Annotated in this window: 20 protein-coding genes and 1 pseudogene; 7 read left to right on the top strand and 14 right to left on the bottom strand. The window is 72.4% G+C overall.

Annotation, left to right across the window (positions count from 1 at the left end; genetic code table 11):
• Positions 1 to 953, bottom strand: a 953-nt coding sequence (locus GUY61_RS13285) for an SAM-dependent methyltransferase (protein WP_166630333.1), incomplete at its 3' end; no start/stop codon positions are given.
• Positions 954 to 1,059: 106 nt separating this feature from the next.
• On the opposite strand from GUY61_RS13285, the gene GUY61_RS13290 reads away from it, so the two are divergent.
• Together GUY61_RS13290 and GUY61_RS13295 are read left to right on the top strand one after the other, a co-directional pair.
• Positions 1,060 to 2,256, top strand: coding sequence for a sensor histidine kinase (locus tag GUY61_RS13290; RefSeq protein ID WP_166630334.1), 1,197 nt, complete (start codon positions 1,060 to 1,062; stop codon positions 2,254 to 2,256).
• Between the two features lie 72 nt (positions 2,257 to 2,328).
• Positions 2,329 to 3,003, top strand: coding sequence for a response regulator transcription factor (locus GUY61_RS13295; RefSeq protein WP_166630335.1), 675 nt, complete (start codon positions 2,329 to 2,331; stop codon positions 3,001 to 3,003).
• Between the two features lie 404 nt (positions 3,004 to 3,407).
• Here GUY61_RS13295 and GUY61_RS13300 read toward each other — a convergent pair whose 3' ends face one another.
• Positions 3,408 to 4,526 (bottom strand): DUF5937 family protein, encoded by a 1,119-nt coding sequence (locus GUY61_RS13300; RefSeq protein WP_166630336.1) that lies wholly within the window; start codon positions 4,524 to 4,526, stop codon positions 3,408 to 3,410.
• 189 nt (positions 4,527 to 4,715) lie between these two features.
• Between GUY61_RS13300 and GUY61_RS41155 the strand changes: the two genes are divergently transcribed.
• Entirely contained in the window at positions 4,716 to 5,060 is a 345-nt protein-coding gene (locus GUY61_RS41155; RefSeq protein WP_166630337.1) for a hypothetical protein, read from the top strand.
• A gap of 62 nt (positions 5,061 to 5,122) precedes the next feature.
• Here the strand turns inward: GUY61_RS41155 and GUY61_RS13310 are convergent, their stop codons facing one another.
• Positions 5,123 to 6,427, bottom strand: coding sequence for a beta-eliminating lyase-related protein (locus GUY61_RS13310; protein WP_166630338.1), 1,305 nt, complete (start codon positions 6,425 to 6,427; stop codon positions 5,123 to 5,125).
• Between GUY61_RS13310 and GUY61_RS13315 the strand changes: the two genes are divergently transcribed.
• Both GUY61_RS13315 and GUY61_RS13320 read left to right on the top strand, forming a co-directional pair.
• Positions 6,329 to 7,492, top strand: a complete 1,164-nt coding sequence (locus GUY61_RS13315; RefSeq protein ID WP_166630339.1) for an AI-2E family transporter — start codon at positions 6,329 to 6,331, stop codon at positions 7,490 to 7,492. The genes GUY61_RS13310 and GUY61_RS13315 overlap by 99 nt on opposite strands.
• Complete coding sequence (locus tag GUY61_RS13320; protein ID WP_166630340.1) at positions 7,489 to 8,238, top strand: hypothetical protein; 750 nt, start codon at positions 7,489 to 7,491, stop codon at positions 8,236 to 8,238. Before GUY61_RS13315 ends, GUY61_RS13320 begins: the two co-directional genes overlap by 4 nt.
• Positions 8,239 to 8,354: 116 nt before the next feature.
• On the opposite strand, the gene GUY61_RS13325 is transcribed toward GUY61_RS13320, so the two are convergent.
• The 6 genes from GUY61_RS13325 to GUY61_RS13350 form a co-directional block, all read right to left on the bottom strand.
• A complete protein-coding gene (locus tag GUY61_RS13325; protein WP_166630341.1) occupies positions 8,355 to 8,888 on the bottom strand; it encodes an alkyl hydroperoxide reductase in 534 nt (177 codons plus the stop codon).
• Between the two features lie 5 nt (positions 8,889 to 8,893).
• Complete coding sequence (locus GUY61_RS13330; RefSeq protein ID WP_166630342.1) at positions 8,894 to 9,448, bottom strand: peroxiredoxin; 555 nt, start codon at positions 9,446 to 9,448, stop codon at positions 8,894 to 8,896.
• Between the two features lie 242 nt (positions 9,449 to 9,690).
• The gene (locus tag GUY61_RS13335) at positions 9,691 to 12,018 is read right to left on the bottom strand and encodes an ABC transporter permease (protein WP_166630343.1); all 2,328 of its coding nucleotides are present in this window, start codon (positions 12,016 to 12,018) and stop codon (positions 9,691 to 9,693) included.
• Entirely contained in the window at positions 12,015 to 12,701 is a 687-nt protein-coding gene (locus tag GUY61_RS13340) for an ABC transporter ATP-binding protein (RefSeq protein ID WP_166630344.1), read from the bottom strand. Before GUY61_RS13340 ends, GUY61_RS13335 begins: the two co-directional genes overlap by 4 nt.
• A complete protein-coding gene (locus tag GUY61_RS13345) occupies positions 12,698 to 13,222 on the bottom strand; it encodes a PadR family transcriptional regulator (protein WP_166630345.1) in 525 nt (174 codons plus the stop codon). The genes GUY61_RS13340 and GUY61_RS13345 overlap by 4 nt, the downstream gene beginning before the upstream one ends.
• 180 nt (positions 13,223 to 13,402) lie before the next feature.
• The gene (locus tag GUY61_RS13350) at positions 13,403 to 13,810 is read right to left on the bottom strand and encodes a DUF3224 domain-containing protein (protein WP_166630346.1); all 408 of its coding nucleotides are present in this window, start codon (positions 13,808 to 13,810) and stop codon (positions 13,403 to 13,405) included.
• A gap of 136 nt (positions 13,811 to 13,946) precedes the next feature.
• Between GUY61_RS13350 and GUY61_RS13355 the strand changes: the two genes are divergently transcribed.
• Entirely contained in the window at positions 13,947 to 14,918 is a 972-nt protein-coding gene (locus tag GUY61_RS13355; protein WP_166630347.1) for a YafY family protein, read from the top strand.
• Positions 14,919 to 14,998: 80 nt separating this feature from the next.
• Here GUY61_RS13355 and GUY61_RS13360 read toward each other — a convergent pair whose 3' ends face one another.
• Together GUY61_RS13360 and GUY61_RS13365 are read right to left on the bottom strand one after the other, a co-directional pair.
• On the bottom strand, positions 14,999 to 15,280 hold the full coding sequence (locus GUY61_RS13360) for a hypothetical protein (RefSeq protein WP_166630348.1): 282 nt from the start codon (positions 15,278 to 15,280) through the stop codon (positions 14,999 to 15,001).
• Positions 15,277 to 16,218: an SPFH domain-containing protein gene (locus tag GUY61_RS13365; protein ID WP_166630349.1), complete on the bottom strand. Its 942-nt coding sequence runs from the start codon at positions 16,216 to 16,218 to the stop codon at positions 15,277 to 15,279. Before GUY61_RS13365 ends, GUY61_RS13360 begins: the two co-directional genes overlap by 4 nt.
• A 222-nt stretch (positions 16,219 to 16,440) precedes the next feature.
• Between GUY61_RS13365 and GUY61_RS13370 the strand changes: the two genes are divergently transcribed.
• Positions 16,441 to 18,669: a transglycosylase domain-containing protein gene (locus GUY61_RS13370; protein WP_166630350.1), complete on the top strand. Its 2,229-nt coding sequence runs from the start codon at positions 16,441 to 16,443 to the stop codon at positions 18,667 to 18,669.
• A 105-nt stretch (positions 18,670 to 18,774) separates the two neighbouring features.
• Here the strand turns inward: GUY61_RS13370 and GUY61_RS13375 are convergent, their stop codons facing one another.
• The 3 genes and pseudogenes from GUY61_RS13375 to GUY61_RS13390 form a co-directional block, all read right to left on the bottom strand.
• On the bottom strand, positions 18,775 to 20,238 hold the full coding sequence (locus GUY61_RS13375) for a catalase (RefSeq protein ID WP_166630351.1): 1,464 nt from the start codon (positions 20,236 to 20,238) through the stop codon (positions 18,775 to 18,777).
• Positions 20,239 to 20,416: 178 nt separating this feature from the next.
• Positions 20,417 to 22,609, bottom strand: coding sequence for a SpoIIE family protein phosphatase (locus GUY61_RS13380; RefSeq protein WP_166630352.1), 2,193 nt, complete (start codon positions 22,607 to 22,609; stop codon positions 20,417 to 20,419).
• Between the two features lie 609 nt (positions 22,610 to 23,218).
• Positions 23,219 to 23,875: pseudogene (locus tag GUY61_RS13390) on the bottom strand (DUF402 domain-containing protein); the annotation flags it as partial.
• Positions 23,876 to 24,027 lie beyond the last annotated feature (152 nt).

A 24,027-nucleotide genomic window follows, 5' to 3' on the forward strand; every position in this document is an offset into this window, starting at 1 on the left:
AGCCCGCCGTGCGCCGTGAGTTCCGCGGCCTCTCCCGACGCGGTCAGCGCGCGGACGTACGCCGCAGGGTCGGTCGAGGCCAGGGACAGCGGGGGGCGGCCGCCGCTGACGCCCAGGCCGCGCAGGGCCTCCCGCTGGGTGGTGAGGACGGCGCCCGGCGTGGTGGCGCACGCGTCCAGGGCGACGTGCGCCGTGATGTCGCAGCTGCTGTCCGGCACCGGACGGACCTCCCTGCCCTCCAGGAAGCCCGTCAGCGTGCCGAACGGCGGCCGGGAGCCCGCGCGGTGGGCGTAGTCGACGGCCACCGCGGTCCCGGCGTCCAGGGTCCGCACGGCGCGCGCCCAGGCGGCGTCGCGGGGACGGCCGATCTCGGCGCGCAGCCCCGGCTCGGGCGGCAGCGGCCACCAGGTCTCCAGCCAGTCGAGGTCGGGGCCGCTGACGGGGTCGCCGAGGCGTTCCGCGCCGTCCGCGGTCCTGACGAGGACGAGGCGCGGCACCCCGTCCGCGTCCACCTCGACGACATCGACCGGCACATTGTCGAGCCATTCATTGGCGAACAGCAGCCCCGTCACCCCGGCGGGCGGCTCCGTGAGCCATTCCACCCGGCCGTCGGCGCCCCCGGGAGCGCCGAGGCCGGGGTCGTCCGGGCGCGGTGCCCGCTCCACGGCGTACAGCCTGAGCCGGTGCCCGTCGGGGAAGTGCGCCCGCACGCCCTTCAGGAGTTCCCCGCGTCCCGCGCCCACGTCGACGAACGCCAGCTCGCGCGGCTGTCCCAGCTCCTCGTCGACCCGTTCCAGCAGCCGGGCCACCGCCCGGGCGAACAGGTCCGAGGCATGGACGGAGGTGCGGAAGTGGCCCGCGGGGCCCGGCCCTTCCGCCCGGACGTAGAAACCGCCGGCCCCGTACAGGGCCTCCTCGGCGGCCTCACGCCACCCGCGCCACTCGTCGGTCACAGACCCAAGGCTAGGCTGGCCCTCCACCTTGGGGAGTACGGACCAGGGACAGGATCGGTCCTCCGGTTGACCCCTGCACGTACCCCACCTGCCTACTCTGGGTTACGTGCAGCGCCTCTACGATTTCCTCCGCCGACACCCGACAGGTGTGGACAGCTTCTGGGCTGTCTTCCTGCTCGGGCTGTCCCTGTTGTGGGGCGCCACGGAAGACATGGGGACCGTGCCGCGCACCGCCGTCGTCCCCGTCGCCCTCGCGCTCTCCGCGGCCGTCGCCCTGCGCCGCCGCCACCCCGAGAAGATGCTGCTCCTGGTGGGCGCCTGCGGATTCGCGCAGCTGGCCACCGACGTGCGGCCCATGCCGGGCGACTTCGCGATGCTGGTGGTGATCTACACGAGCGCCGCGATCGGCGCCGGGTGGGCGCGCCGCATGGCACTGGCCGGCGCGCTGGCGGCGCCCACCATCGCCACGGCCCGCTGGCCCGAGGACTTCGACCACGCCACCGAGGCGGTCGTCTCCGCGGTCTTCCTGACCACCACCTTCGCCCTCGCCTGGGTGCTCGGCGACTCGATGCGCACCCGCCGCGCCTATTTCGCGCAGCTCGAGGAGCGGGCCGCGCGCCTGGAGAAGGAACGCGAACAGCAGTCGAAGGTCGCCGTCGCCGCCGAACGCGCCCGCATCGCCCGCGAACTCCACGACGTCGTCGCGCACAACGTCTCCGTGATGGTGGTGCAGGCCGACGGCGCCGCATACGTCCTGGACGCCGCGCCAGACCAGGCCAAGCAGGCGCTGGAGACCATCTCCGCCACCGGCCGTCAGGCGCTCGCCGAGATGCGCAGGCTGCTCGGCGTCCTGCGCACCGGCGAGCCGCAGGAGTCCGAGGACTACGTCCCGCAGCCCGACGTGGAGCAGATCAAGGAACTCGTCGAGCACGTGCGCTCCGCCGGCCTCTCCGTGGACTTCACCATCGAGGGCAACCCGCGGCCGCTGCCCAGCGGCGTGGAGCTGACGGCGTACCGCATCGTGCAGGAGGCGCTGACCAACACCCGCAAGCACGGCGGTCCCGACGTCGGCGCGAGTGTGCGGCTGGTCTACTTCGACGACGGGCTCGGCCTCGTCGTCGAGGACGACGGTCGGGGAGCGGCGCACGAGTTGTACGAGGACGGGGGCGCCGACGGCAAGGGACATGGTCTGATCGGCATGCGGGAGCGGGTCGGCATGGTCGGCGGCACGCTGGACGCCGGGCCGCGGCCCGGCGGCGGATTCCGGATCAGCGCCCTGCTGCCGCTGAAGCCCGCCCACTGACCGTGCCCCCGGGGCCTCGCGCCCACACCGACCCCCTGCCCCGCCTGACCGACCGAAAGGAACCATCTCCCCATGTCGATCCGGGTGATGCTCGTCGACGACCAGGTGCTGCTGCGCACCGGCTTCCGCATGGTGCTGGCCGCCCAGCCGGACATGGAGGTCGTCGCCGAGGCGGGCGACGGTGCGGAGGCCATCGAGGCCCTGCGCTCCACGGCGGTGGACGTCGTCCTGATGGACGTCCGCATGCCGCGGCTGGACGGGGTCGAGGCCACCAGGCGCATCTGCGCCCAGCCAGGCGCGCCCAAGGTGCTGATCCTGACCACCTTCGACCTCGACGAGTACGCCTTCTCCGGTCTGAAGGCGGGTGCCAGCGGCTTCATGCTCAAGGACGTCCCGCCGGACGAGCTCCTCGGCGCCATCCGCTCGGTGCACAGCGGCGACGCCGTCGTCGCCCCCTCCACGACACGCAGACTGCTCGACCGCTTCGCGCCGATGCTGCCGTCGGCCTCGCACGAGCCGCAGCACAAGGAGCTGGACCGGCTCACGGATCGGGAGCGCGAGGTGATGATCCTCGTCGCGCAGGGGCTGTCGAACGGCGAGATCGCCGCCCGGCTGGTCCTGTCCGAGGCAACCGTGAAGACCCATGTCGGCCGCATCCTGACCAAGCTCGGCCTGCGCGACCGCGTCCAGGTCGTCGTCCTCGCCTACGAGACGGGCCTGGTCCGCGCGGGCGGCTCGACGGGCTGACCCGACCGGCCCCGGGCGCACGGCCCCGGGTGCCCGGGCCCGGCCCGGCCCGGGAGTGCGGCCCCGCCCGCCCGCGGTGGCGGCCCCGGCGGGTGCCGCCTCTGCGCGGCACCGCCGCCTGCCGGTGCCGCGCCCTGCGGGGCCGTACCCACAAAGGTCCGGCCCGCCGCGATGCGCATTTCGGGGCGCCCCTTCGCAGCCCCGTCGTACGGACCCCGGCATACGGACCCCGGCGGTTCCCCGGCGTGGCGCTCGTACGGGGGTGGTGTCAGGGCGGGCCCGGCAACGCGGGGAGGGCGCGGTGCCAGGCGTCGCGGGACCGGCGGGAATTGCCGAACAGGCCCTGGCCCGGGGGCGGAGCGGCTCCGGGCCGGGGTACGGGTACGGGTACGGGTACGGAGCGCTCAGCGCAGCAGGCCCTCGATGAAGTCGCTGCCGAGGCGGGCCACGACCGTCAGGTCGAGCTGGTGCAGGACGTAGCGGCCGCGGCGCCGGGTGGACGCGAGGCCCGCCTTCTTCAGCAGGGCCAGGTGACGTGAGACCTCGGGGGCACTGAGACCGAGGACATCGGCGAGTTCGCCCGTGGTGGCGGCCGAGCGGGCGATGTGGCGGCACAGGCGGATCCGCATGGGATGGGCCAGCGCCTCCAGACGGAGCTGGAGGAGTGCGACGGAGGCGGGGGTCCGCAGCTCGGGGGACCCGACCGGGTAGTGGACGACCGGACGCCAGCCGGGGGCGTGCAGGATCATCAGGTGCGGCCAGCCGAAGCTGGACGGGATGAAGGTCAGCGCGGGTCCCACGGCCGGATCCACGGCCGTGGCGCGGCCCTGGGCCAGTTTGTCGGCGTGTATCCGCCCCCTCGTCTCGTCGAGGGACAGCGCGGGGGAGACCGCGGCCAGGGTCTCCGCCAGCCCCTTGTGGCGCAGTAGTTCCGTCTTGTGGCGGGCGTCGGCGGCGAGCTGTACGCCGACGCGCCGCCAGGTGTCCGCGAAGAACGCCTCGTCGCAGTCCTCCAGCAGCCGCCGCACCCAGGCCCGCACGGCGGGTGGGTCGTCGAGCATCCGCCGGGTGAACTCCACCTGCCGCGGGCCGCGCGCGGCGGCCAGGTCGAGCGCACGGTCGCGGGTGGCCGGGTCGGTCAGCGCCGAAGGGCCGCCGGAGTCGTAGTGGGTGGCGCAGGTGAACTCGACGGCGGCGGAGACGAACCGCTCGTCGTCCAGCCGGTCGAGCAGGTCCAGGTCCTCGGCGAGCGTGCGCCCGGGCCGCACCGAGCCGTCGGCCAGGCCCGCGAACGGCATGAAGACATCGGAGAACGTCGTACGCCACAGGAAGTCGGCCTCGCTCAGCCGGTCGGCGAGGTCCGGCTTGAGCGCGGCGGACGTCGCCGTGGCCCAGCCGTGGAGCGCCGGGTGGTGACCGGGCTCGGCCAGCGCGTGCAGGGCGATGCCCAGCTCGGCCAGCGGGGAGGTCTCGAAGGCCATGCGCTCGGGCGTCAGACCCGCGATGTCGATCGTCACGCTCATGACCACATCGTGCCTTCCGGCACGTCCGGCGCCCCGCCGTTTGACGCTCCCCGTCAATCGGTGCGACGCGGGACGGCGGGCGGGCGCAGGGTGGCTGGCGAGGGCCTTCCACCTCGCCGGACACGCGGAACACGCGATACCCGAAATGCGCGTCGGCGCCTGCTGCCGGCTGTCCGAAAGGGCGATCACATGAGCCTTACCGAGCAGTACCTCCTCGACACCTACCGTTCGACGCGCCGCGGAGAGCCCGCGCCGCCCGCGCCGGGCCGCCGCGACTGGCGTCTGCTCAAGGAGTTCCGCGACGTGCGGGACTCCCCCGACCTACGCGACCTCCGGGCCTCCCGCGGCTTCCACGGCTTCCGCGGGTTTCGGCACTTCCGCGGCCTCACGGGGCTCCGGGACCGCTGGGACCGCTGGGACCGCTGGGACCGCCGGGGCTTCCGGGGCCTCCGCGCATTCCGCCCGGCCCGTCCGGCGTCCCGCGTCCCGCGCGGGCCGCTGCCGGCGCGCACCCCGGGACACCCGTGCCCGTGACGCGGCTCCGTGTCCGGGACCGGACTCCGTGCCCGGACCGCCCTCTCCCTGGTCCCGGCCGCTCACTCCGCTTCCAGGGCCCTCAGCAGCCGTGCGAAGTCCGCCACCGCGTCCCGGACGTCCCGCGCCGTCCACTCCAGTCCGGGGGCGGACACGGTCACCTCCGAGAGGGACACGTCCGGCACCTCGGAGTCGAACCACCGGCGGAAGAGGGCCACCCCGGTCTCCTCGGCCTGGCGCACGGAGGCCTCCTCCAGCAGTTCGGCTCCGTACGGCAGCCAGACCTGGAACTGGTGCGTGTGCGGCTGCCCGGGGTGGACCCTGGCCCAGGGGAGCCCGGACCCGGCGAAGCCCTCCCGGAGGGCGGCGGCCACCACCTTGGCGTGGGCGACGTACCCGGGCAGCCGGGGCAGCTCGCGTGCCAGGCCCACCAGGGCGGACAGGGCGGCCGGGAACTGCTGGGAGAGCAGGCCGCCGTAGCGGTGGCGCCAGGCCCTCGCCTCGTCGACCAGGGAGGCGGGCCCGGCGAGCGCGGCGCCGGACAGGGCGTCGAGCGACTTGTAGAAGGAGACGTAGACGCTGTCCGCGAGCGCGGCGATCTCGGGGAGCGTGCGGCCGAAGTGCGGGGCGCACTCCCACAGTCGTGCGCCGTCGAAGTGCACCACCGCATCACGTTCTCCGGCCGCCTCGACGACGGCCTCCAGCTCCTCCCAGGACGGCAGCACGAAACCCGCCTCCCGCAGGGGGAGTTCCAGCATCAGCGTCCCGAAGGGCTCCTCGAAGCCCTCGATCTCCGCGGCCGTCGGCAGCCGCCGCCGCGTCGTCGCGTGCACGGTCCGCAGCCCGCTCAGCGCCGGGAACGCGCCACGCTCGTGCAGCTCGGGATGGGCGAGCGGGTGCAGGGCGACCGTGGCGTTCCCGGTGCGGCCCGCCCAGCACCGCAGGGCGACCTGCTGGGCCATGGTGCCGGTGGGGAAGTACGCGGCGTCCTCGGTGCCGAGGAGTTCCGCGACCCGTTGTTCGAGGTCCGTGACGATCCCGTCGCCGTAGAGGTCGCTCCAGGAGTCCAGGTCGTACACGCCGGCCGCCTCGGCCGTCAGCCGGTCCAGCCGCTCGCGGACGGTGGTGTCCGCGGACCGCCGTGACAGCAGCCGCCGGGAGCCCTGCCAGGCGGCGAGCCTGCGCCGCTGCCGTTCCTGCTCGCCGCTCGCGGCGCGGGCCCCGCTCCCGCTCCCGCCGCCACGGCCAGGCCGGAACCGGCCGAGGCGGTGCCCTGGGGCATCCGGGTCGCGGCCGAGGCCGGCTGGCGGCTCCTCGTCCTGGCCGGCACGGTGTGGGTGCTGATGCGGATCATCAGCTCGGTGCAACTGGTCATGCTCGCCTTCACCGCCGCCCTGCTGATCACGGCGATCCTCCAGCCCGCCGTCGCCCGGCTCACCCGCTGGGGCGTGCCGCGCGGCCTCGCCACCGCGCTGACCGCCGCCCTCGGCTTCGTCGCCATCGGGCTGATCGGCTGGTTCGTGGTCTGGCAGGTCATGGAGAACATCGACAACCTCTCCGGCAGCCTCCAGAAGGGCATCGACGATCTCAAGCAATGGCTCCTCAACAGCCCGTTCCACGTCACCGAGGACCAGATCAACGACATCGCCCAGAACCTCCAGGACGCCATCGGCACCAACACCGAGGAGATCACCTCCGCCGGCATCCAGGGCGTCACCGTCGTCCTGGAGGCGCTCACCGGCATCCTGCTGACGATGTTCAGCACGCTGTTCCTGCTCTACGACGGCAAGCGGATCTGGCACTGGTCCCTGAGGCTGGTGCCGGCGCAGGCGCGGCCGGGAGTCGCGGGCGCGGGGCCACGGGCCTGGCGGACACTCACCGCGTATGTGCGCGGCACGGTGGTCGTGGCCATGATCGACGCCATCGGGATCGGCCTCGGCTGCTACTTCCTCGACGTTCCGCTGGCCGTGCCGCTCGCCGTCATCGTGTTCCTCTTCTCCTTCATCCCCCTGGTCGGTGCGGTCGCCTCCGGGGCGCTCGCCGTGGTCGTCGCCCTCGTCACGCAGGGGGTGTTCACCGCCCTCATGGTGCTGGTCGTCGTCCTCGGCGTGCAGCAGCTGGAGGGCCACGTCCTCCAGCCCTTCATCCTGGGGCGGGCCGTGCGCGTCCACCCGCTCGCCGTCATCCTCGCCGTCACGGGGGGCGGTCTCATCGCGGGCATCGGCGGCGCGGTCGTCGCGGTCCCGCTGGTCGCCGTCACCAACACCGTCGTCACGTATCTGCACGCGCACGCGCGTGAGTCGGCCCTGCGCGGGGCCACGGCGGTGCCGAACACCCCGGCGCCCGCGCCCGCGACCGCGACCGGCCCCGGGACGGGTCCCGGGCCGGGGCCGGCGTCCGCTCGCGAGGCGAAGAACGGGGGCCGGGAGTGATCTCGGAGCCGGAACTGGTCGGGGACGACGGACAGCCCTTCCGGGTGGAGACCCTGGACTCCTCCGCAGAGCGGTCACCGGACGGGCCGGCCCGGCGCGCCGGGAGGACCGGCCTGCCCGGCGGCCGCCTGTGGTGGGCGCTCGGCGGCGCCGTCGCCGCGTCCGTGCTCTGGGCCGGCGGACTGTACGTGTACGGGGGGCCGGGCGCCGAGGCTCCCGGCGCGGGCGCCTACCGCAGTTCGAAGAACCTCTGCGGGGAGGCCGAACTGGCCGCTCTCTCCGCCGAACTCGGCAAGAAGTCGGAGGGCCAGCAGACCGGGCACCGTCACCCCGCCCTCGACCAGGCCACCTGCGACGTTGCCTTCGTCGGCGAGGGCGGCGACGCGGAGGGCGTCCTCCCCGGCCTCCTGTACTCCGCGCGCCTGACCTACCACCTGCACAAGAAGACGGACCCCCAGCCCGAGTTCGAGGCCGGCCGCGGACTGTCCCAGTGGTACGACGGCACGGCCACCAAGGTCGAGGAGGTCCCGGGGCTCGGGGAGAAGGCGTACTTCCTCACCTTCGACGACTACCCGGAGCTGCGCGTGCTCGACGGGGGAGCGGTGTTCACCCTGGGCCTCGGCGTCTCGTACAACAGCTTCGACGAGCAGGACGAGACGGATTTCCCGGAGCCGGACTTCAGCGGACTGCAGCCCCTTGCCGTGGGGGACATGCGGAAGCTGATGGAGAACCTGAGGACGCAGTGAGCCGGTGAGCCGGTGAGCAGTCGGCGGCGAAGCGGTGGTGTTCCGGGGCCCGCCGGCTCATCAGGAGCCGGCGGGCCCCGTCACTCCCCGCGGCCTCGCGGCCGCACCGCCCCGGCCTACTCGGCCAGTACGGCCTCGGCGTCCAGTGTGGTGCCCACGGCCTGGATCACCGCGGCGATCTTGAACGCCTCCTGGACCGTTTCGCGGTCCACACCGGCCTTGCGGAGCACCTGCTCGTGCGAGTCCAGGCACTGGCCGCAGCCGTTGACGGCCGAGACCGCGAGCGACCACAGCTCGAAGTCGGTCCTGTCCACGCCCGGGTTGCCGATGACGTTCATCCGCAGACCGGCGCGCAGGGAGCCGTACTCCGGGTCCGACAGCAGATGCCGGGTCCGGTAGAAGACGTTGTTCATCGCCATGACCGCGGCGGCCGACTTGGCGGCCGTGTACGCCTCGGGCTTGAGGTTGGCCCTGGCCTCGGGCTCCAGCTCACGCAGCACCCGGGGCGAGCGCGAGGCGATGGCACAGGCCAGCACCGTGCCCCACAGCGTCTGCTGCGGGAGTTCGCTGTTGCCTATCACCGAACCGAGGTTGAGCTTCAGGTCCTTGGCGTAGTCCGGCAGCGCGGACTTCAGCTCGTCGAGCGCCACCGGGCTCACTCACCCGCCAGCAGCTTGACCGGGTCCAGGGTCTGCTCGCCCTGCTTCCAGTTGCACGGGCACAGCTCGTCCGTCTGCAGCGCGTCGAGCACCCGCAGCACCTCCTTGGGGTTCCGCCCGACGGAGCCGGCGGTCACCATGGAGAACTGGATCTCGTTGTTGGGGTCGACGATGAAGACGGCCCGCAGCGCGTAGCCGTCCTCTCCCTCGACGCCGCAGTCCCGCATCAGCTCGTGCTTCGGGTCGGCGAGCATGGGGAAAGGCAGGTCGCGCAGGTCCGGGTGATCCTTGCGCCAGGCGTGGTGCACGAACTCGGAGTCGCCGGAGACGCCGAGGATCTGGCAGTCGCGGTCCGCGAACTCCTCGTTCAGCTTCCCGAAGGCGGCGATCTCCGTGGGACAGACGAAGGTGAAGTCCTTCGGCCAGAAGAAGACCACGCGCCACTTGCCCTCGTAGCTCTTGTGGTCGATCCGGGCGAACGCCTTCTCCGGGTCGAGGTCGACGCAGGCGGTCAGTTCGTACTCGGGGAACCTGTCACCGACAGTGAGCATGCTGCTCCTTTGTTGCATGGGAAACGCCCTTTTGGGGCTTTCCCGGAGGTTGGACGGAGTCCAGACTGTCACGCAGGTGAGTGATCACAAAAACCGGGTCCCGGGGCGCGCGGTCGCGCAGGGGGCGCACGCCGGCACGTGCAAGCGCACACGCAGGTACGTGCAAGCGCACGTCAGGGGGGCCTCCCCGAGGCAGGGAGGCCCCCTGTGCGCGGCCGCCGCGGAGCGGGCCGTCCGGGCACCTACTCGGTGCGCAGACCCTCCGGCCGCATCATCCGCCACAGCGGCGGAAGGCTGAGCACGGTCACCAGGAGGACGACCGCGGCGCCGGCACCGGTCATCGTGCCGACGGCGCCCCAGTCGAAGTGCACCGGGCGGCTCACCATCCGCAGCAGGATCGCGCCGAGTGCCAGCCCGGTGGCACAGGCCAGCGTCAGGCCCAGGGCGATGGGGACCGCGGTCTGCCAGAGGACCGAGACGCCGAGGGTGCGGCGCCGGGTGCCGAAGGCGACCAGGGCCGCGAGGAGTTTCCTCCGCTCGCGCAGCTGCTCCATCTGGGAGACGAAGAGGCTGGCGCCGATCAGCAGCAGCACGGCGACGGAGCCGATCAGCAGGCCCTTGCTCACGGCCGCGAAGCGGTTGTTGACATCGACGGCCGCGATGGACATCGGCTGCAGCAGCGGGTCGCCCTGGGCGAGGGCGTTGCGCACGTGTTCGTGGGCGTCCGGCACCGCGGGGTCGAGGGTGACGAACATGGAGTGGTACAGGGTGCCGGCGGGGATCTCCGGCAGGGCGGAGGGAGTGGCCATGATGCCGCCGCGCCGGTAGCCGCTCGGGTCCGGGCGGGAGTCCACGTACGGTGCGTCCGCCGGCACGGTCCAGGCAGTGGGTGTGCTCTCCCGGCCGTCGTCGCTGGAGGGGTTGATGAACACCTTCTCGCCGGGCTTTGCGGTGGGCTCGGCGAACTCCGGCTGCTCCTCGTTGGGCCTGAGCAGGAAGGCGTCGCCCTCCTCGCACGTCTTGAGCCCGGCGAACTCGCGCAGCGTGGCGCACTCCGCGACGATGAGCCCGATGTAGTGCTCGGGGTTGTGCGCCTTCCCGCCGACGTCCGTGGAGCCGAAGGCCAGGGCGCGGCGCGCGCCCTCCGCGGAGGCGACCTTCTCCGTGATCGCGGGCATGCGGGACCCGTCGATCTGGGAGGGCACGGACACCTGTATCTGCGCGCGGTCGGGGTCGGCGCCGGTGTCCCTGCGGTAGTCGCTCTCCACGCCGGTGAACAGCGACTGCAGCGCGATCGCCCCGGCCACCGCGACGGCGATGCCGTTGACCGGGCGGACCACGATGCCGCTGCTCAGCTGGAGCCTGCGGACGGCGAGCTGCCAGGCGACGGAGCCGCCGCCGAGCCGGGTCACGGCGAACTCGACCAGCCAGGGCAGCAGGGCCGTGACGCCCACGAGGAGGAGTACGACGCCCCCGGTGACCTGCCACTGGCTGAACTGCTCGTCCTCGTCCTGGCCGATCATCGGGTAGAGCAGTGCCAGGCCGGCCAGCGGCATCACAAGCCGCCACCACAGGCGGCGCCGCGGCGGCCTGGCGGTGCGGACGACACCCAGCGGTTCGACGACGACGCCGCGCATCGCGAGCAGCGTCACGGCGACGGAGGCGACCGGCACCGCGACGGCGACGAGCAGGGCCAGAGCCGGGTTCAGGGCCACGTCCGAGGGGTATATCCCGGTCTCGAAGACGCCCACCTCGTCGGCCAGTTGCCGTCCGGCGAAGAAGAAGCAGAGTCCGGCGAGCAGCCCGAGCAGGGCGCCGCCGAGGGCCTCGCCCGCCGCGATCCTGCGGGTGGTGGCACCGTCCGCGCCGACCAGTCGGAGCGCGGCCAGCCGCCGGTCGCGGCGCTCGCCGCCGAAGCGGACCGCGGCGGCGATGAAGACGGCCACCGGCAGCAGCAGGACGATGAGGACGATCAGGATGAGCAGCAGCAGAACGGGGTCCCAGGGCTCCTCCTGCTGGGGGTCGCCGAAGCCCTTGACAAGCTCGACGTAGTCGTCGCCTGCCTTCATCGTGTCCGAGCCCGCGTAGTAGACGAGGTCGTGCGGGCCGAGCAGTCCCTCGGGGCCGACGGTGCCGGCCTGCTCGTACGGGAGCCGGGGCTGCAGCAGCCTGCCCTCCGGCGAGGAGAGCAGCTCGGCCAGCGCGGGGGAGACCATCATCTCGCCGGTCGCCGGGATGCGGTCGAGACCGGGCGGCAGCGGGGGTTTCGAGCCCGGGGCCCCGACCAGCCGCCCCCAGACGCTCTTGTCCTTGAAGGTGCTGTCGGCATGCCCGATGAGCAGCGTGCCGTCGCCCGGCTTCTCCGCCGTGACGTAGCTGTCGCGCATGGCGCTGCGCTGGTCACGGGCGTCGAGGGCGCCGGGGAGAGCGGTGGTGAACAGCAGCAGGGCGACGCCGAGCCCGACGCCGAGCGCGGTCAGCAGGGTCCGTATCCATCCCTCCCTGCCGCCGGCGACCGAGAACCTGGCGCCCATCAGGAAGTCCTGGGCCCAGCTGGTGCCCCGGCTCATACGGCGCGCTCCATGTCGCGGGATTTCCCGTCGCGTACGACGATCTCGCGGTCGGAGTAGGCGGCGACGCGTGCCTCGTGGGTGACGAGGACGACGGCGGCGTTGGTGGAGCGCGCGGCGTCGGTGAGGAGCTCCATGACGCGTTCGCCGTTGAGGGAGTCCAGGGCGCCGGTGGGTTCGTCGGCGAAGACCACCTTCGGTCCGGTGACCAGGGAGCGGGCGACGGCGACGCGCTGGCCCTGGCCGCCGGAGACCTCGCCGGGCCGCTTGGCGCCGACGTCGGCGACCTCCAGGCGCTCCATCCAGGACAGGGCGGTGCGCTCCGCATCCTTGCGGCGGGTGCCGTTCAGCCGCAGCGGCAGGGCGACGTTCTCGACGCAGGTCAGTTCGGGGACGAGCTGCCCGAACTGGAAGACGAAGCCGAAGTCGCTGCGGCGCAGGGCGCTGCGTTCGGCGTCGTTCATGGCGGAGAGTTCCCGGCCGGCGTAGGTGATGGTGCCGGAGTCCGGGGTGACGATGCCGGCGAGGCAGTGCAGGAGCGTGGACTTCCCGGAGCCGGAGGGGCCCATGACGGCGACGACCTCGCCGGGGTGGATGGAGAACTCGGCGCCGTCGAGGGCGGGCGTGGGGCCGTACGACTTGCGCAGGGCGTCCGCGGCGAGCAGGGAACCGGCGGGAGTCATCCCCGCACCTCCTTGGCGAGCCCGTCGAGACGGGCGGCGGTCAGTTCCAGCCAGCGCAGGTCGGCTTCCAGGTGGAACAGGGCGTGGTCGCAGATGAGCTGGTCGGCGAGGTCGCCGCGGCGCTTGCGGTCGGTGAGGATCCGCATCAGGCGCAGGTGCTCGGCGCGCTGGGTGTCCAGCAGCTCCGCGGCGCTGCGGCCGGTCAGGAGGGCCAGCACGACCTTGGTGTAGAGGGTCGACTGGAGGTACGGCTCGGGCTTCTCGGGCGTCGAGAGCCACTGGCTGACATCGGTGACCCCGGCGTCGGTGATGGCGTACCGCTTGCGTTCGGGACCGCCGCCGGCCTCGATGCCGTCGACCTCGACCAGGCCGTTCTTCAGCAGCCGGGACATGGTCGCGTAGACCTGCCCGTAGTGCAGCGGGCGGTCGTGCCCGAACTTCTCGTCGAAGGCCCGCTTGAGGTCGTAACCGTGGCGGGGGCCGGACTCCAGGAGCCCGAGCAGTGTGTGGGCGATGGACATGCGAGCACTATACGCACGACGTATACACGAGGTGTATACGAGGGCTGCCCAGTGCACTCCCTGTGGCCCTTCCCCACTGGTCAGGAGGTTTTGTCACAGCTCTGTAAGCGGGCGCGGCGCGGCGGGGCGCGAAAACGGGGCGGGCGGGGGCCGACGGCTGCCGGCCCCCTCCGGACCCGCTCAGTCCAGTTCGTAGCCGAAGGTGTACGGGTAGGAGGGCTCGCCGTGCCGCGCCGTGTAACCGCCGGTCCCGCGCAGCCCCGCCAGCTCCTCGGTGCCCGAGCCGGGCACGACCTCGAAGGCGCAGTGCACGGTCCCGTCGGCTTCGAACGAGCCGCGCTCCTCGACGACGAAGGTGCCCCGGCGCCCGTCGAGCCGCCCGGAAAGCACCTGCATGCCCGTGAAGGTCCCCGTCTTCTCGGTGACGTAGACGATGCTGTACTCGCAGATGGTTCCGTCGGCCTCGATGCCACCGGAGAAGGTGTTGGTGACGGAGGCGTGGGCGAGTCTCGGGAGCGTCTCGCTCCCGCCGACCGGGTTCTCCTTCCAGTCGGCGAAGGTGAAGCGGCCGGTGGTGCTGCTGGTCATGGGTGTCCTTCCGGGGCGGCCGTACTGGGCCGGTGGGCTGATGGCGGCGCCTGACGCGCAGCGTGCTGCGCGGCGGCGGGACCAGCCTGGCCGCCTTACCTGACACCTCCTGTCAGGTACGGGCGACAATGTCCTCATGCGCGCCGACCGGCTCATCTCCCTGCTCCTGCTGCTCCAGAACCGCGGGCGGGCGACCGCCTCCGAACTCGCCGCGGAACTGGAGGTGTCGGTCCGCACGGTCTACCGGGACGTCGAAGCGCTGGGCGCCTCCGGGATACCGGTCGTCGCCGACCGCGGACCGGCCGGTGGCTACCGGCTGATGGACGGATACCGCACCCGGCTGACCGGCCTCACCGACGCCGAGGCCGGCGCGCTCCTCTTCGCCGGGGCGCCCGGGCCCGCCCGCGATCTCGGCTTCGGGGCGGTGCTGGCGACGGCCCGGCTGAAACTGCTGGCCGCGCTCCCGGCCGGGCCGGCGGAGAGCACCCGGCGCATCGAGGAGCGGTTCCACCTCGACGCGCCGGCGTGGTTCCGGGACGCCGACCGGGTGACGCACCTGGCGCAGATCGCGCGAGCGGTGTGGGAGCAGAAGGTGCTGGACACGCACTACCGGCGCTGGGGCGGCGAGGTGCACCGCGAACTGCACCCGCTCGGCCTCGTCCTCAAGGGCGGCCTGTGGTACCTGGTGGCGCGCGGCGACGGGGACGTCAGGACGTACCGGGTGTCCCGGTTCCTGGCCGTGGACAGCCGGGAGGAGACCTTCGAACGGCCCGCCGGCTTCGATCTGGCCGCCTACTGGGAGGAGTCCTCCCGCCGCCTGGAGGCCGCGCTCCACCAGGGAACCGCGCGGCTGCGGATCTCGCCCCGGGTGCGGCGGCTGCTGCCGATGCAGTTCGGCGCGGCGGGCACGCGGGCCCTCGACGGAGCCGGACCGCCGGACGGCGAGGGGTGGGTGGAGGTGGAACTGCCGGTCGAGGCGCAGGCGGTCGCGGTCGGCGACCTGCTGAGGCTGGGCCCGGAGGCGGAGGTGCTGGGCCCTCCGGAGCTGCGTGAGGCCGTCGCCCGGGCCGTGGCCGCGCTGGCCGACCGCTACGCGGCCACGCCCTGAGCGACCCCCGTCCCGGGCACCCCCGTCCCGGCCTCCTACGCCTCGCGGCGGTGCGCCGGCGCCGGGGCGGACGGCCCGGGTCAGTCCCCCGGCCCGGGCTGTGGGCCCCGGCGCCCCGGCGGGCGGCCGCGGCGCGGGATGGGGGCGGTGGTGCCGGGGAGGCGGCCCGCCTCGGACAGGGCCCTGCGGAGCAGGAACTCGATCTGGGCGTTGGCGCTGCGCAGTTCCTCGCCCGCCCAGCGCGCGAGCGCCTCGTACACCTGCGGGTCCAGCCGCAGCAGGACCTGCTTGCGCTGCTGGGGCCCCCGCCGGGGCTCGGGTGCGCGGGCCGGTTCCGGCGGCGCGGGTTCGGGCTCGGTCACTGGTACAGGGTGCCCGTGTTCACCACCGGCTGCGCCGCCCGGTCCCCGCACAGCACCACCAGCAGATTGCTCACCATGGCCGCCTTGCGCTCGGAGTCGAGTTCGACGATGTCCTGCTCGGTGAGCCGGGTGAGCGCCGCCTCGACCATGCCGACCGCGCCGTCCACGATCAGCCGGCGGGCCGCCACCACCGCGCCCGCCTGCTGGCGCTGGAGCATCGCGGAGGCGATCTCCGGGGCGTACGCGAGGTGCGTGAAGCGGGACTCGATGATGCGGACGCCGGCCGCCTCGACCCGGGCGTGCAGTTCGACGGCGAGCTTCTCGGTGATCTCCTCGGCGTTGCCGCGCAGCGAGAGTCCGTCCTCCTCGTGGGCGTCGTACGGGTACTCGATGGCGATGTGGCGGACGGCCGCCTCGGTCTGCGTGGAGACGAACTCCAGGAAGTCGTCGACCTCGAAGAGCGCCTGCGCGGTGTCCTCGACCTTCCACACGACGACCGCGGCGAGCTCGATGGGGTTTCCGTAGGCGTCGTTGACCTTCAGGACGGCGGTCTCGTGGTTCCTCACCCGAGTGGAGATCTTCGAGCGGGAGGTCAGCGGATTGACCCAGCGCAGTCCGTCCTCCCGGACCGTTCCCCGGTAGCGCCCGAAGAGCTGGACGACGCGGGCCTCGCCCGGCGCGACCATGTTCAGTCCGCCCATGGCGAGAGAGGCGGCGAGCGCGGTCAGCAGGCCGAGGACGATCGCGATGCCCTTCGCGGCGCCGCCCAGTTCCGCGGCACCGACGGCGATCAGCGCGATTCCGGCGGCCAGGCCGGCCAGTCCCAGCAGCAGGGCCAGACCGCCGGGGACGCTGCGGGCCGCGAACTCGCGGACCCGGGGCTCCGGCATCTGCGGCAGCTCGCTGTCCGTGGTGGGCGATATGTCGGTTCCAGGCATGAGGCTCCCCCGTTGTTGTTCTAGCAAAGTGATATCACTTTATCAGTCCGGGCAACCTGCGGCGCCCGTCGTGAGTCGGTTCCAGTGGAAACGGGTGCTGATTCTCACGTCTGCGCAAGCTGTGAAGATGTGATCAAACGGCCTTTGTCCGTATCGCCGGTGTTAGCTTTCAAAAGCTGATGTCCCGGGACGGACGAGCCGAACGAGCGGAGCGAACGGGTAATGGGCCGAGCGGAAGACAGAAGGGCGAGGCAGCAAGCGGTACGCCGCGCCTCGAAGCCCCACGGCATACGCCGCTTCTTCACATGGAAGAAGCTCCTGGGGACGTTCTTCGGTCTCTGCCTGCTCGGCATGGGCGGCTTCCTCGTCCTGTACCTCATCGTGCCGGTCCCGGGAGCCAACGCCGACGCCAAGAAGCAGAGCAACGTCTACAAGTACAGCAACGGCAAGGTCCTGGCCCGCACCGGCGAGGTCAACCGGGAGATCGTCGGTGTCGAGGACATCCCCAAGGACGTCAAGCTCACCTTCGTCGCCGCCGAGAACATGAGCTTCTACGACGACGCCGGCATCGACTTCAAGGGCACCGCCCGCGGCCTGCTCAACACCCTGTCGGGCAAGGGCAAGCAGGGCGGCTCGACGATCACCCAGCAGTACGTCAAGAACTACTACCTGACCCAGGACCAGACCGTCAGCCGGAAGCTGCGGGAACTGGTGATCTCCCTCAAGGTCGACCGCCAGAAGTCCAAGGACGAGATCCTCCTCGGCTACATCAACACCAGCTACTACGGCCGCGGCGCCTTCGGTATCCAGGCGGCCGCCCAGGCCTACTACGGCGTCGACGCGAGCAGGCTGAGCCTCACCCAGGGCGCCTACCTCGCCGCGCTGCTCCAGGCGCCCAGCCAGTATGACTGGGCGGTGGCGTCCGACACCTCGAAGAGGCTGGTCAAGGAGCGCTGGGCGTACGTCCTGAACAACATGGTCCGGATGGGCGAGATCACCGCGGCCGAGCGCGACGAGCAGAAGTTCGACAAGCCGCAGAAGCCGAAGCCCGCGCCCGGCCTGGAAGGGCAGACCGGCTACCTCGTCAAGGCCGCCAACCAGCAGCTCGAGGCGGCCGGCATCGACGAGGAGCTGCTCGCGGCCGGCGGCTGGACGATCACACTCAACATCGAGGAGAAGAAGCAGAAGCAGCTGGAGAAGGCGGTCGAGGCGGAGCTGACCAGCAAGCTCGACCCGAAGGAGCGCAAGGTCGACGCCAATGTCCAGGCCGGGGCCGTCTCGGTCAATCCGAAGAACGGCGCGGTCGTCGCCCTCTACGGCGGCCGCGACTACGTCAAGCACGAGTACAGCAACGCCAAGCGCTCCGACTACCAGCCCGCCTCCACCTTCAAGCCGCTGATATTCGCCTCCGCGCTGGAGAACGGTTCCAGGACCCAGGACGACGAGCCGATCACCGCGAGCACCGTCTACGACGGCGACAGCCGGCGGCCGGTCGTGGGCAGTGACATACCCTTCGCCCCGCCCAACGAGGACGAGGTGGACTACGGCGACGTGAACGTCCAGTTCGCCATGAACAAGTCGGTCAACTCCGTGTTCGCGCAGATGGGCGTGGACGTCGGCATGGAACGGGTGCTGGAGACCGCGGGCGACCTCGGTATGGACACCGAGGACCTGGAGGCCGTGCCCGCGCAGACCCTGGGCTCGATGGGCGCCAGCCCCTGGCAGATGGCGGGGGTGTACGCGACCCTCGACAACCACGGCAGGAAGGTCACCCCCTCCATCGTGAAGGAAGTGACCAGCCAGACCCGGCAGGCCCCCGACCTGGGCGATCCCATCGGCGAGCAGGTCATCAGCAGGGAGGCGGCCGACTCGGTCACCTCGGTGCTGACCGGCGTGGTCGACGACGGTACGGGTGCCGCGGTGCGCAGCGCGCGGTACGACGTCGCCGGCAAGACCGGTACCTCGGACGACAACAAGTCCGCCTGGTTCACCGGCTACACCCCGGACCTGGTGACCTCGGTCGGCCTGTTCGGCGAGTCCGCCACCGAGAACGGCAAGCAGGTCACCCTGAGCGGCGCCGCGGGCGGCGGCCGGGTCAACGGTGGCGGTTTCCCCGCCGAGATCTGGGCGGCGTACATGTTCGGCGTACTCGGTGACAAGACCTCCGAGTTCGACCTCGAGACGGACATGGGCGCGGCCGTCGCGCCGACCGCCGAGCCCACCACCGAGAGTCCCTCGGCCAGCGTCTCGCCCTCCCAGTCGGAGTCGCCGGAGGTCACCGAGACGCCCGACGCGGACCCGACCACGACCGCCCCGGAGACCACGGCCCCCACCACCACGCCGCCGGAGACCACGGCCCCCACCACCACGCCGCCGGAGACCACGCCCGGCGGCCAGACGGACTCGGGCGGGCAGAACGGCGGCGGCGCGCAGCAACTGCTGACGCCGTAGCCGGAAAACGGCGGGTACGCGGCTCGCGGCGGGCACGCGGCGAAGCGGAAGGGGCCGGAGCGATCCGGCCCCTTCGGCGTTCCCCCGTTCTCGCGCGGACGGCCGTCAGCCGCCGTCCACCCGGCCGGCGATCCGGTCGCCGAGGTCCTTGTCGATGTTGCGCCAGTACTGCAGCGCGCGGTCGAGCACGGGACGGGAGACGCCGTTCAGGAGATGGCCGCCGACGTTGGACACCAGCCGCTCGCGCGCCTCGTCGTCCAGCACGTTCCTGACCAGGGTGCCTGCCTGGCCCCAGTCGTCGTCCTCCCGGTGCAGCTTGTAGGCCTCGCGCACCATCTCGCCCGCCGTCTGCCACCCGGCCGGCTCCCCGAACCGCTCGACGTCCGCCGCCGGGCCGCCGTACGAGTTGGGGGCGTACGGGCGGCCGGTCCGTGCGGGCTCGTACCGCATGGGGCCGTCCTTGGCATAGGAGTTGACCTGCGAGCGCGGCCGGTTGGGCGGCAGCTGCGCGTAGTTCGGGCCGATCCGGTAGCGGTGCGTGTCCGGGTACGAGAAGAGCCGGCCGAGCAGCATCTTGTCCGGGGAGGGGCCGATGCCGGGCACCAGGTTGGAGGGCTCGAAGGCGGCCTGCTCGATGTGGACGAAGTGGTCGTCCGGGTTCTTGTCGAGCGTCATCCGGCCGACCTCGATCAGCGGGTAGTCGCCGTGCGGCCACACCTTGGTCAGGTCGAAGGGGTTGAACCGGTAGTCGGGCGCGTCGTCGAACGGCATGACCTGCACGTACATGGTCCAGGAGGGGGTGTCCCCGGTGGCGATCGCCCGGTACAGGTCGCGGCGGTGCACGTCGGCGTCGGCGCCCGCCGTCTCGTCGGCCTCGGCCTGGGTGAGGAACTCGATGCCCTGGTCGGTCTTGATGTGGTACTTGATCCAGAACTTCTCGCCGCCCCCGTTGATCCACATGTAGGTGTGCGAGCCGTAGCCGTTCATGTGGCGCCACGTCTTCGGGACGCCCCGGTCGCCCATGAGCCAGGTCACCATGTGCGCGGACTCGGGGGAGAGGGTCCAGAAGTCCCACTGCATGTCGTTGTCGCGCAGCGCGTTGTCGGGACGGCGCTTCTGGCTGCGGATGAAGTCCTGGAACTTGCTGGGGTCGCGCACGAAGAAGATCGGCGTGTTGTTGCCGACCAGGTCGTAGTTGCCGTGTTCGGTGTAGAACTTCAGCGCGAAGCCGCGCGGGTCGCGCCAGGTGTCGGGGGAGCCGAGTTCACCGGCGACGGTGGAGAAGCGGGCCAGCATGTCGGTGCGCCTGCCCGGCTGGAAGAGGTCGGCCTTCGTGAACTGGCTCACGTCGTTCGTCACCTCGAAGACGCCGTACGCGCCGCTGCCCTTGGCGTGGACCACCCGTTCCGGGACGCGCTCCCGGTTGAACTGGGCCATCTTCTCGATCAGGTAGTGGTCCTGGAGCAGGATGGGGCCGTTCGGGCCGACGGTGAGCGAGTGGGCGTCGCTCTCCACCGGGACCCCGTGATTGTTCGTGGTGTAGGGCACCTGGGGTGCTGCCTCGGTCACGAGCGTCCTCCCGTCAGGGGTGGGTTCGGGTCGCTTCGTCCGGATGTCAGTCAACTCCGCGACCTGACCTTCGGCAACACTTGGAATGAGTCCGGAAACAGACATTGTCAGGGTCCGGTGCGGGCCGGCCTCCCGTACGGGAAGACCGGGCCCTCCGCATGTCGGCCCCCCGGGGCGGTCAGGACCGGCCCGGGACTCCCAGCTCGAACCAGACGACCTTGCCGGTGGACAGCCGGGTCGCTCCCCACCGCCTGGCCACCTTGTTCACCAGGAACAGCCCGCGCCCGCCCTCGTCGGTGGCCCTCGCCTGCCGCAGCCGCGGCAGCTGCGGCACATCGTCTCCGACCTCGCAGCGCAGCGTCTCGGTGCGCAGCAGCCGCAAGGTGATCGGCCGCTCCGCGTACCGCACGGCGTTGGTCACCACCTCGCTGATCAGCAGCTCCACCGAATCGGTGAGGTCCTCCAGGTCCCAGCGGGCCAGCGCCCTGCGCGCCAGGCGGCGGGCCCGGCCGGGCGCCTGCTCCTCGGGCTCCAGGAACCAGTACGCGACATCACTGGGCGAGATCCCGTCGAAGCGGGCCGCGAGCAGCGCGATGTCGTCGTCCCGGTCGCCGGGCCCGAGCATGTCCAGCACCTCGTCGCACAGCGCCTCCAGCGGCGGCGGATGGTCGGGCCCCGTCAGCTGCGCCGTGTTCGCCAGCCGCTCGCGCAGCTGCTCTATGCCCGTCCACACGTCGCGCAGCCGGGACTCCACGAGACCGTCCGTGTACAGCAGCAGGGTCGCCCCGGCCGGCGCGTCCAGCTCCACCGCCTCGAAGTCCACCCCGCCCACGCCGATCGGCGCGCCCGGCGGCACCCGCAGCACCTCGGCCCTGCCGCCCAGATGCAGCAGCACGGGCGGCGGGTGGCCGGCGTTGGCGATGGTGATCCGGTGCGTCACCGGGTCGTAGACGGCGTACAGGCAGGTCGCCATCCGGTCCGAGCCCAGCCGCTGCGCCTGCTCGTCGAGATGGTGCAGCACCTCCTGCGGCGGCAGGTCGAGCCCGGCCAGGGTCTGCGCGGTGGTCCGCAGCTGGCCCATGATCGCCGCCGAGGTCATGGAGTGGCCCATGACGTCGCCGACGACGAGCGCGACCCTGCTGCCGGGCAGCGGGATGGCGTCGTACCAGTCGCCGCCCACCCGGGCCGTCTCGGCGGCCGGGAGGTAGCGGCTGGCCAGCTTGACCCCGGTCGGCTGCGGCAGCGAGTCGGGGAGCATGGTGCGCTGCAGCTCGTCCGCGATGTACGCCTCGCGGCCGTACAGCACCGCCTTGTCGATGCCGAGTGCGGTGTGCGTCGCCAGCTGCGCGGCGACCAGCAGGTCGTCCGGCTCGAAGGGCGCGCGCTCGTCCCGCCGCAGGAACACCGCGGCGCCGATCACCCGGCGGCGCCCGCGCAGCGGCGCCAGCACTGCCCGGCGGCCGCCCGACAGGCCCTCGCTGCCGCCGAGCAGCTCGGGCAGCGCGGCCTTGGCCGCCGCGGAGTCCCCGAAGACCGGCCGCACCCCGCGCAGCACCTCGGCCAGCGGCCCGCCGGCCCGCACCTCGCACAGCTCGGCGGCGGGCGGCATCTCCGGCTGGGTGCTGATCAGCGGCAGCCGGAGCCCGGTGTCGCTGTCCGGTTCCTCGGGTATCCGGTCGGTGCGGCGCAGCCGCAGCACCACCGGGTCGACGGGCCGCTCGTCGCCGACGGGCAGCGGATCGCGCAGGTAGACGAGGATCGCGTCCGAGAAGGTCGGCACGGTGGCACGGCACAGGCCGAGAACGATCTCGTCGAGGTCGAGACCGCGGGCGATCCGCCGGGTCGCCGCCCCCACGAACCGCAGCCGGTCGCCCTCCTTGCGGGCGTCGTCGCGGCGGCCGTCCGCCTTGCCGCCGTCCTCCGGGCGCCCGTCGGGCAGGCCCGTGCCGGGGCCGCCGTCCCGCGGGGCAGGCGCGGCCGGCCCCTGGTCCCCGGCGTCACCGCTCCGCGGGCGGGCCACCTGCGCGGCGGCCGTCACGTCCCGGTCCGCCGGCTGTTCCCCGTGCTGCTTCCCGACCACATCCGCCTCACCCGCCGTACCGCCGCCGACAGCCTTGCCGCGTTCGCTCTTCGTACCGCCCTTGCGCCGCGGCCTCGCGGCACCGTCCCCGCCGGAGGCCCCGGCAGCGGCTCGCCGCCGTTTCGCCGGCGCCGCCGCGGCGGGATCGCCGTAGGGCGGCGCGGGGTGCTGCTGGCCGTGCGCGCCGGGCTGTTCCTGCTGGAACGCGCCCCGCGGGTCGGGTACGGCCGCATGGGCGGGCGGCGGGGCGGCCGTCTGCCGGTTCTCGTGGGAGGGGGGATGCTCCGTCACGCGTGGGATTCCGTCCGTCCGGGGCTGCGCGCCACGCGCCCCGCCGGGGTCCGGGGGGTGGCCCCGGAAGACTCGGCGGGCGTGTCGTCGGCAGTTGCAGTTCAGGGAGCGCTGGTGGTGCTCGGGCGGTTCAAGTCCGTACTCGCCGGGGCTTACGCGAAAGAGTCCTCCCCGGTATCTCGAAACCCGCCTCGCCCACGACCCGGCGCGATTCGTTCCGCAGATAACCCGATACCCGTACGGGATGTCCCGGGAACGGATTCGCCGAGCCGCGTGGTGCCCCGTGCAGCATACGCAGTACGGGGGTCGTACCGCCGCACCCCTCGCCCTCGAACCCGTCACACACGGCCGCTCCCGCTCCTACGATGACTCACTGTCAAAGAATGTGCACGGTGCCCGAGTTGCCGCTGCACAGCCTTGCGGAGGACGATCCTACGTTTGACCTATGGGGGCACTTCAAGAGGTTCATCAGGTCATTCGGACCCGGGTCCTGCTTCGCGCCCCGTTGTGCGCGCCGTCCGGAGTCCCGGGATCGCCGTCCGCCGCGCCTCCCGCGCCGCCTTCCGCGCCCCTTCCGCGGCCCGTCCGTGCGCCGGTTCCGGCGCCCTCCGGGATGCGGTGCCAGTCGGCCGGCAGCACCGGCACCTGCCAGGCCGGGTCTGGCCGCCAGTTCTCCCAGCCCCCGGAGAACGGTTCGTCCCAACGCCTGATGGCCTCGACCGCCGCGTGCCCCGCCTCCCGCACCGTACGGGCCTGCGCCCCGCTCATCAGTCCTGCCCGCTGCGCCTGCGCGAACTCGTCCTCGTCCAGCCACCGCCAAGTACGGTCGGGATGCACGGAGATGTCGAGGAAGTGGTCCCGGGAGTCAATACCGCCGACCCAACGGGCGCGGGGCTCCTCCAGGTTGACGTACCAGTTCTTGAAGCGCCATCCGGGCTGCCAGAACAGCCACACCGACCACGGTTCCCCGGGCCTGGCCAGCTTCAGTACGCCCGTACCGAACCAGCGGGAGCGCACGGTCGTGCGGGGCGCGGTGTACCGGGTCTCCAGAGGTTCCTCGTGGACGGCCGTGCCGTCGGCGAGCACCGGCCTGACGCACTCGGTCCCCGGGGCCATCCACACGGCGAGCAGTTCCTCGGAGTCCTCCGCCACGGTGACGGGGCGGCAGATGTGGACCCGGTCGTCGGCGTGGTCCCGGTAACGCCACAGAATGTGCTCGCCCCGCGCCCAGCGCCGTACGCTCTTCGTATCCACCTGCTCTGTCATGCACAGATTTTACGGGTGGCGAGCGCACCGCGCCGCGTCGCAGCTCACGGACGGTGCAGTGGAAACCAACTGCTTACAGACCGCTTACCAGCCGCTAACCGGGGACCTCGGCCGGAGCCCGTGACGAGGGGGAGGCCCGTGACGTGGGGGAG

Origin of the sequence: Streptomyces sp. GC420 (assembly GCF_009916105.1) — a bacterium.
Classification (GTDB): domain Bacteria; phylum Actinomycetota; class Actinomycetes; order Streptomycetales; family Streptomycetaceae; genus Streptomyces.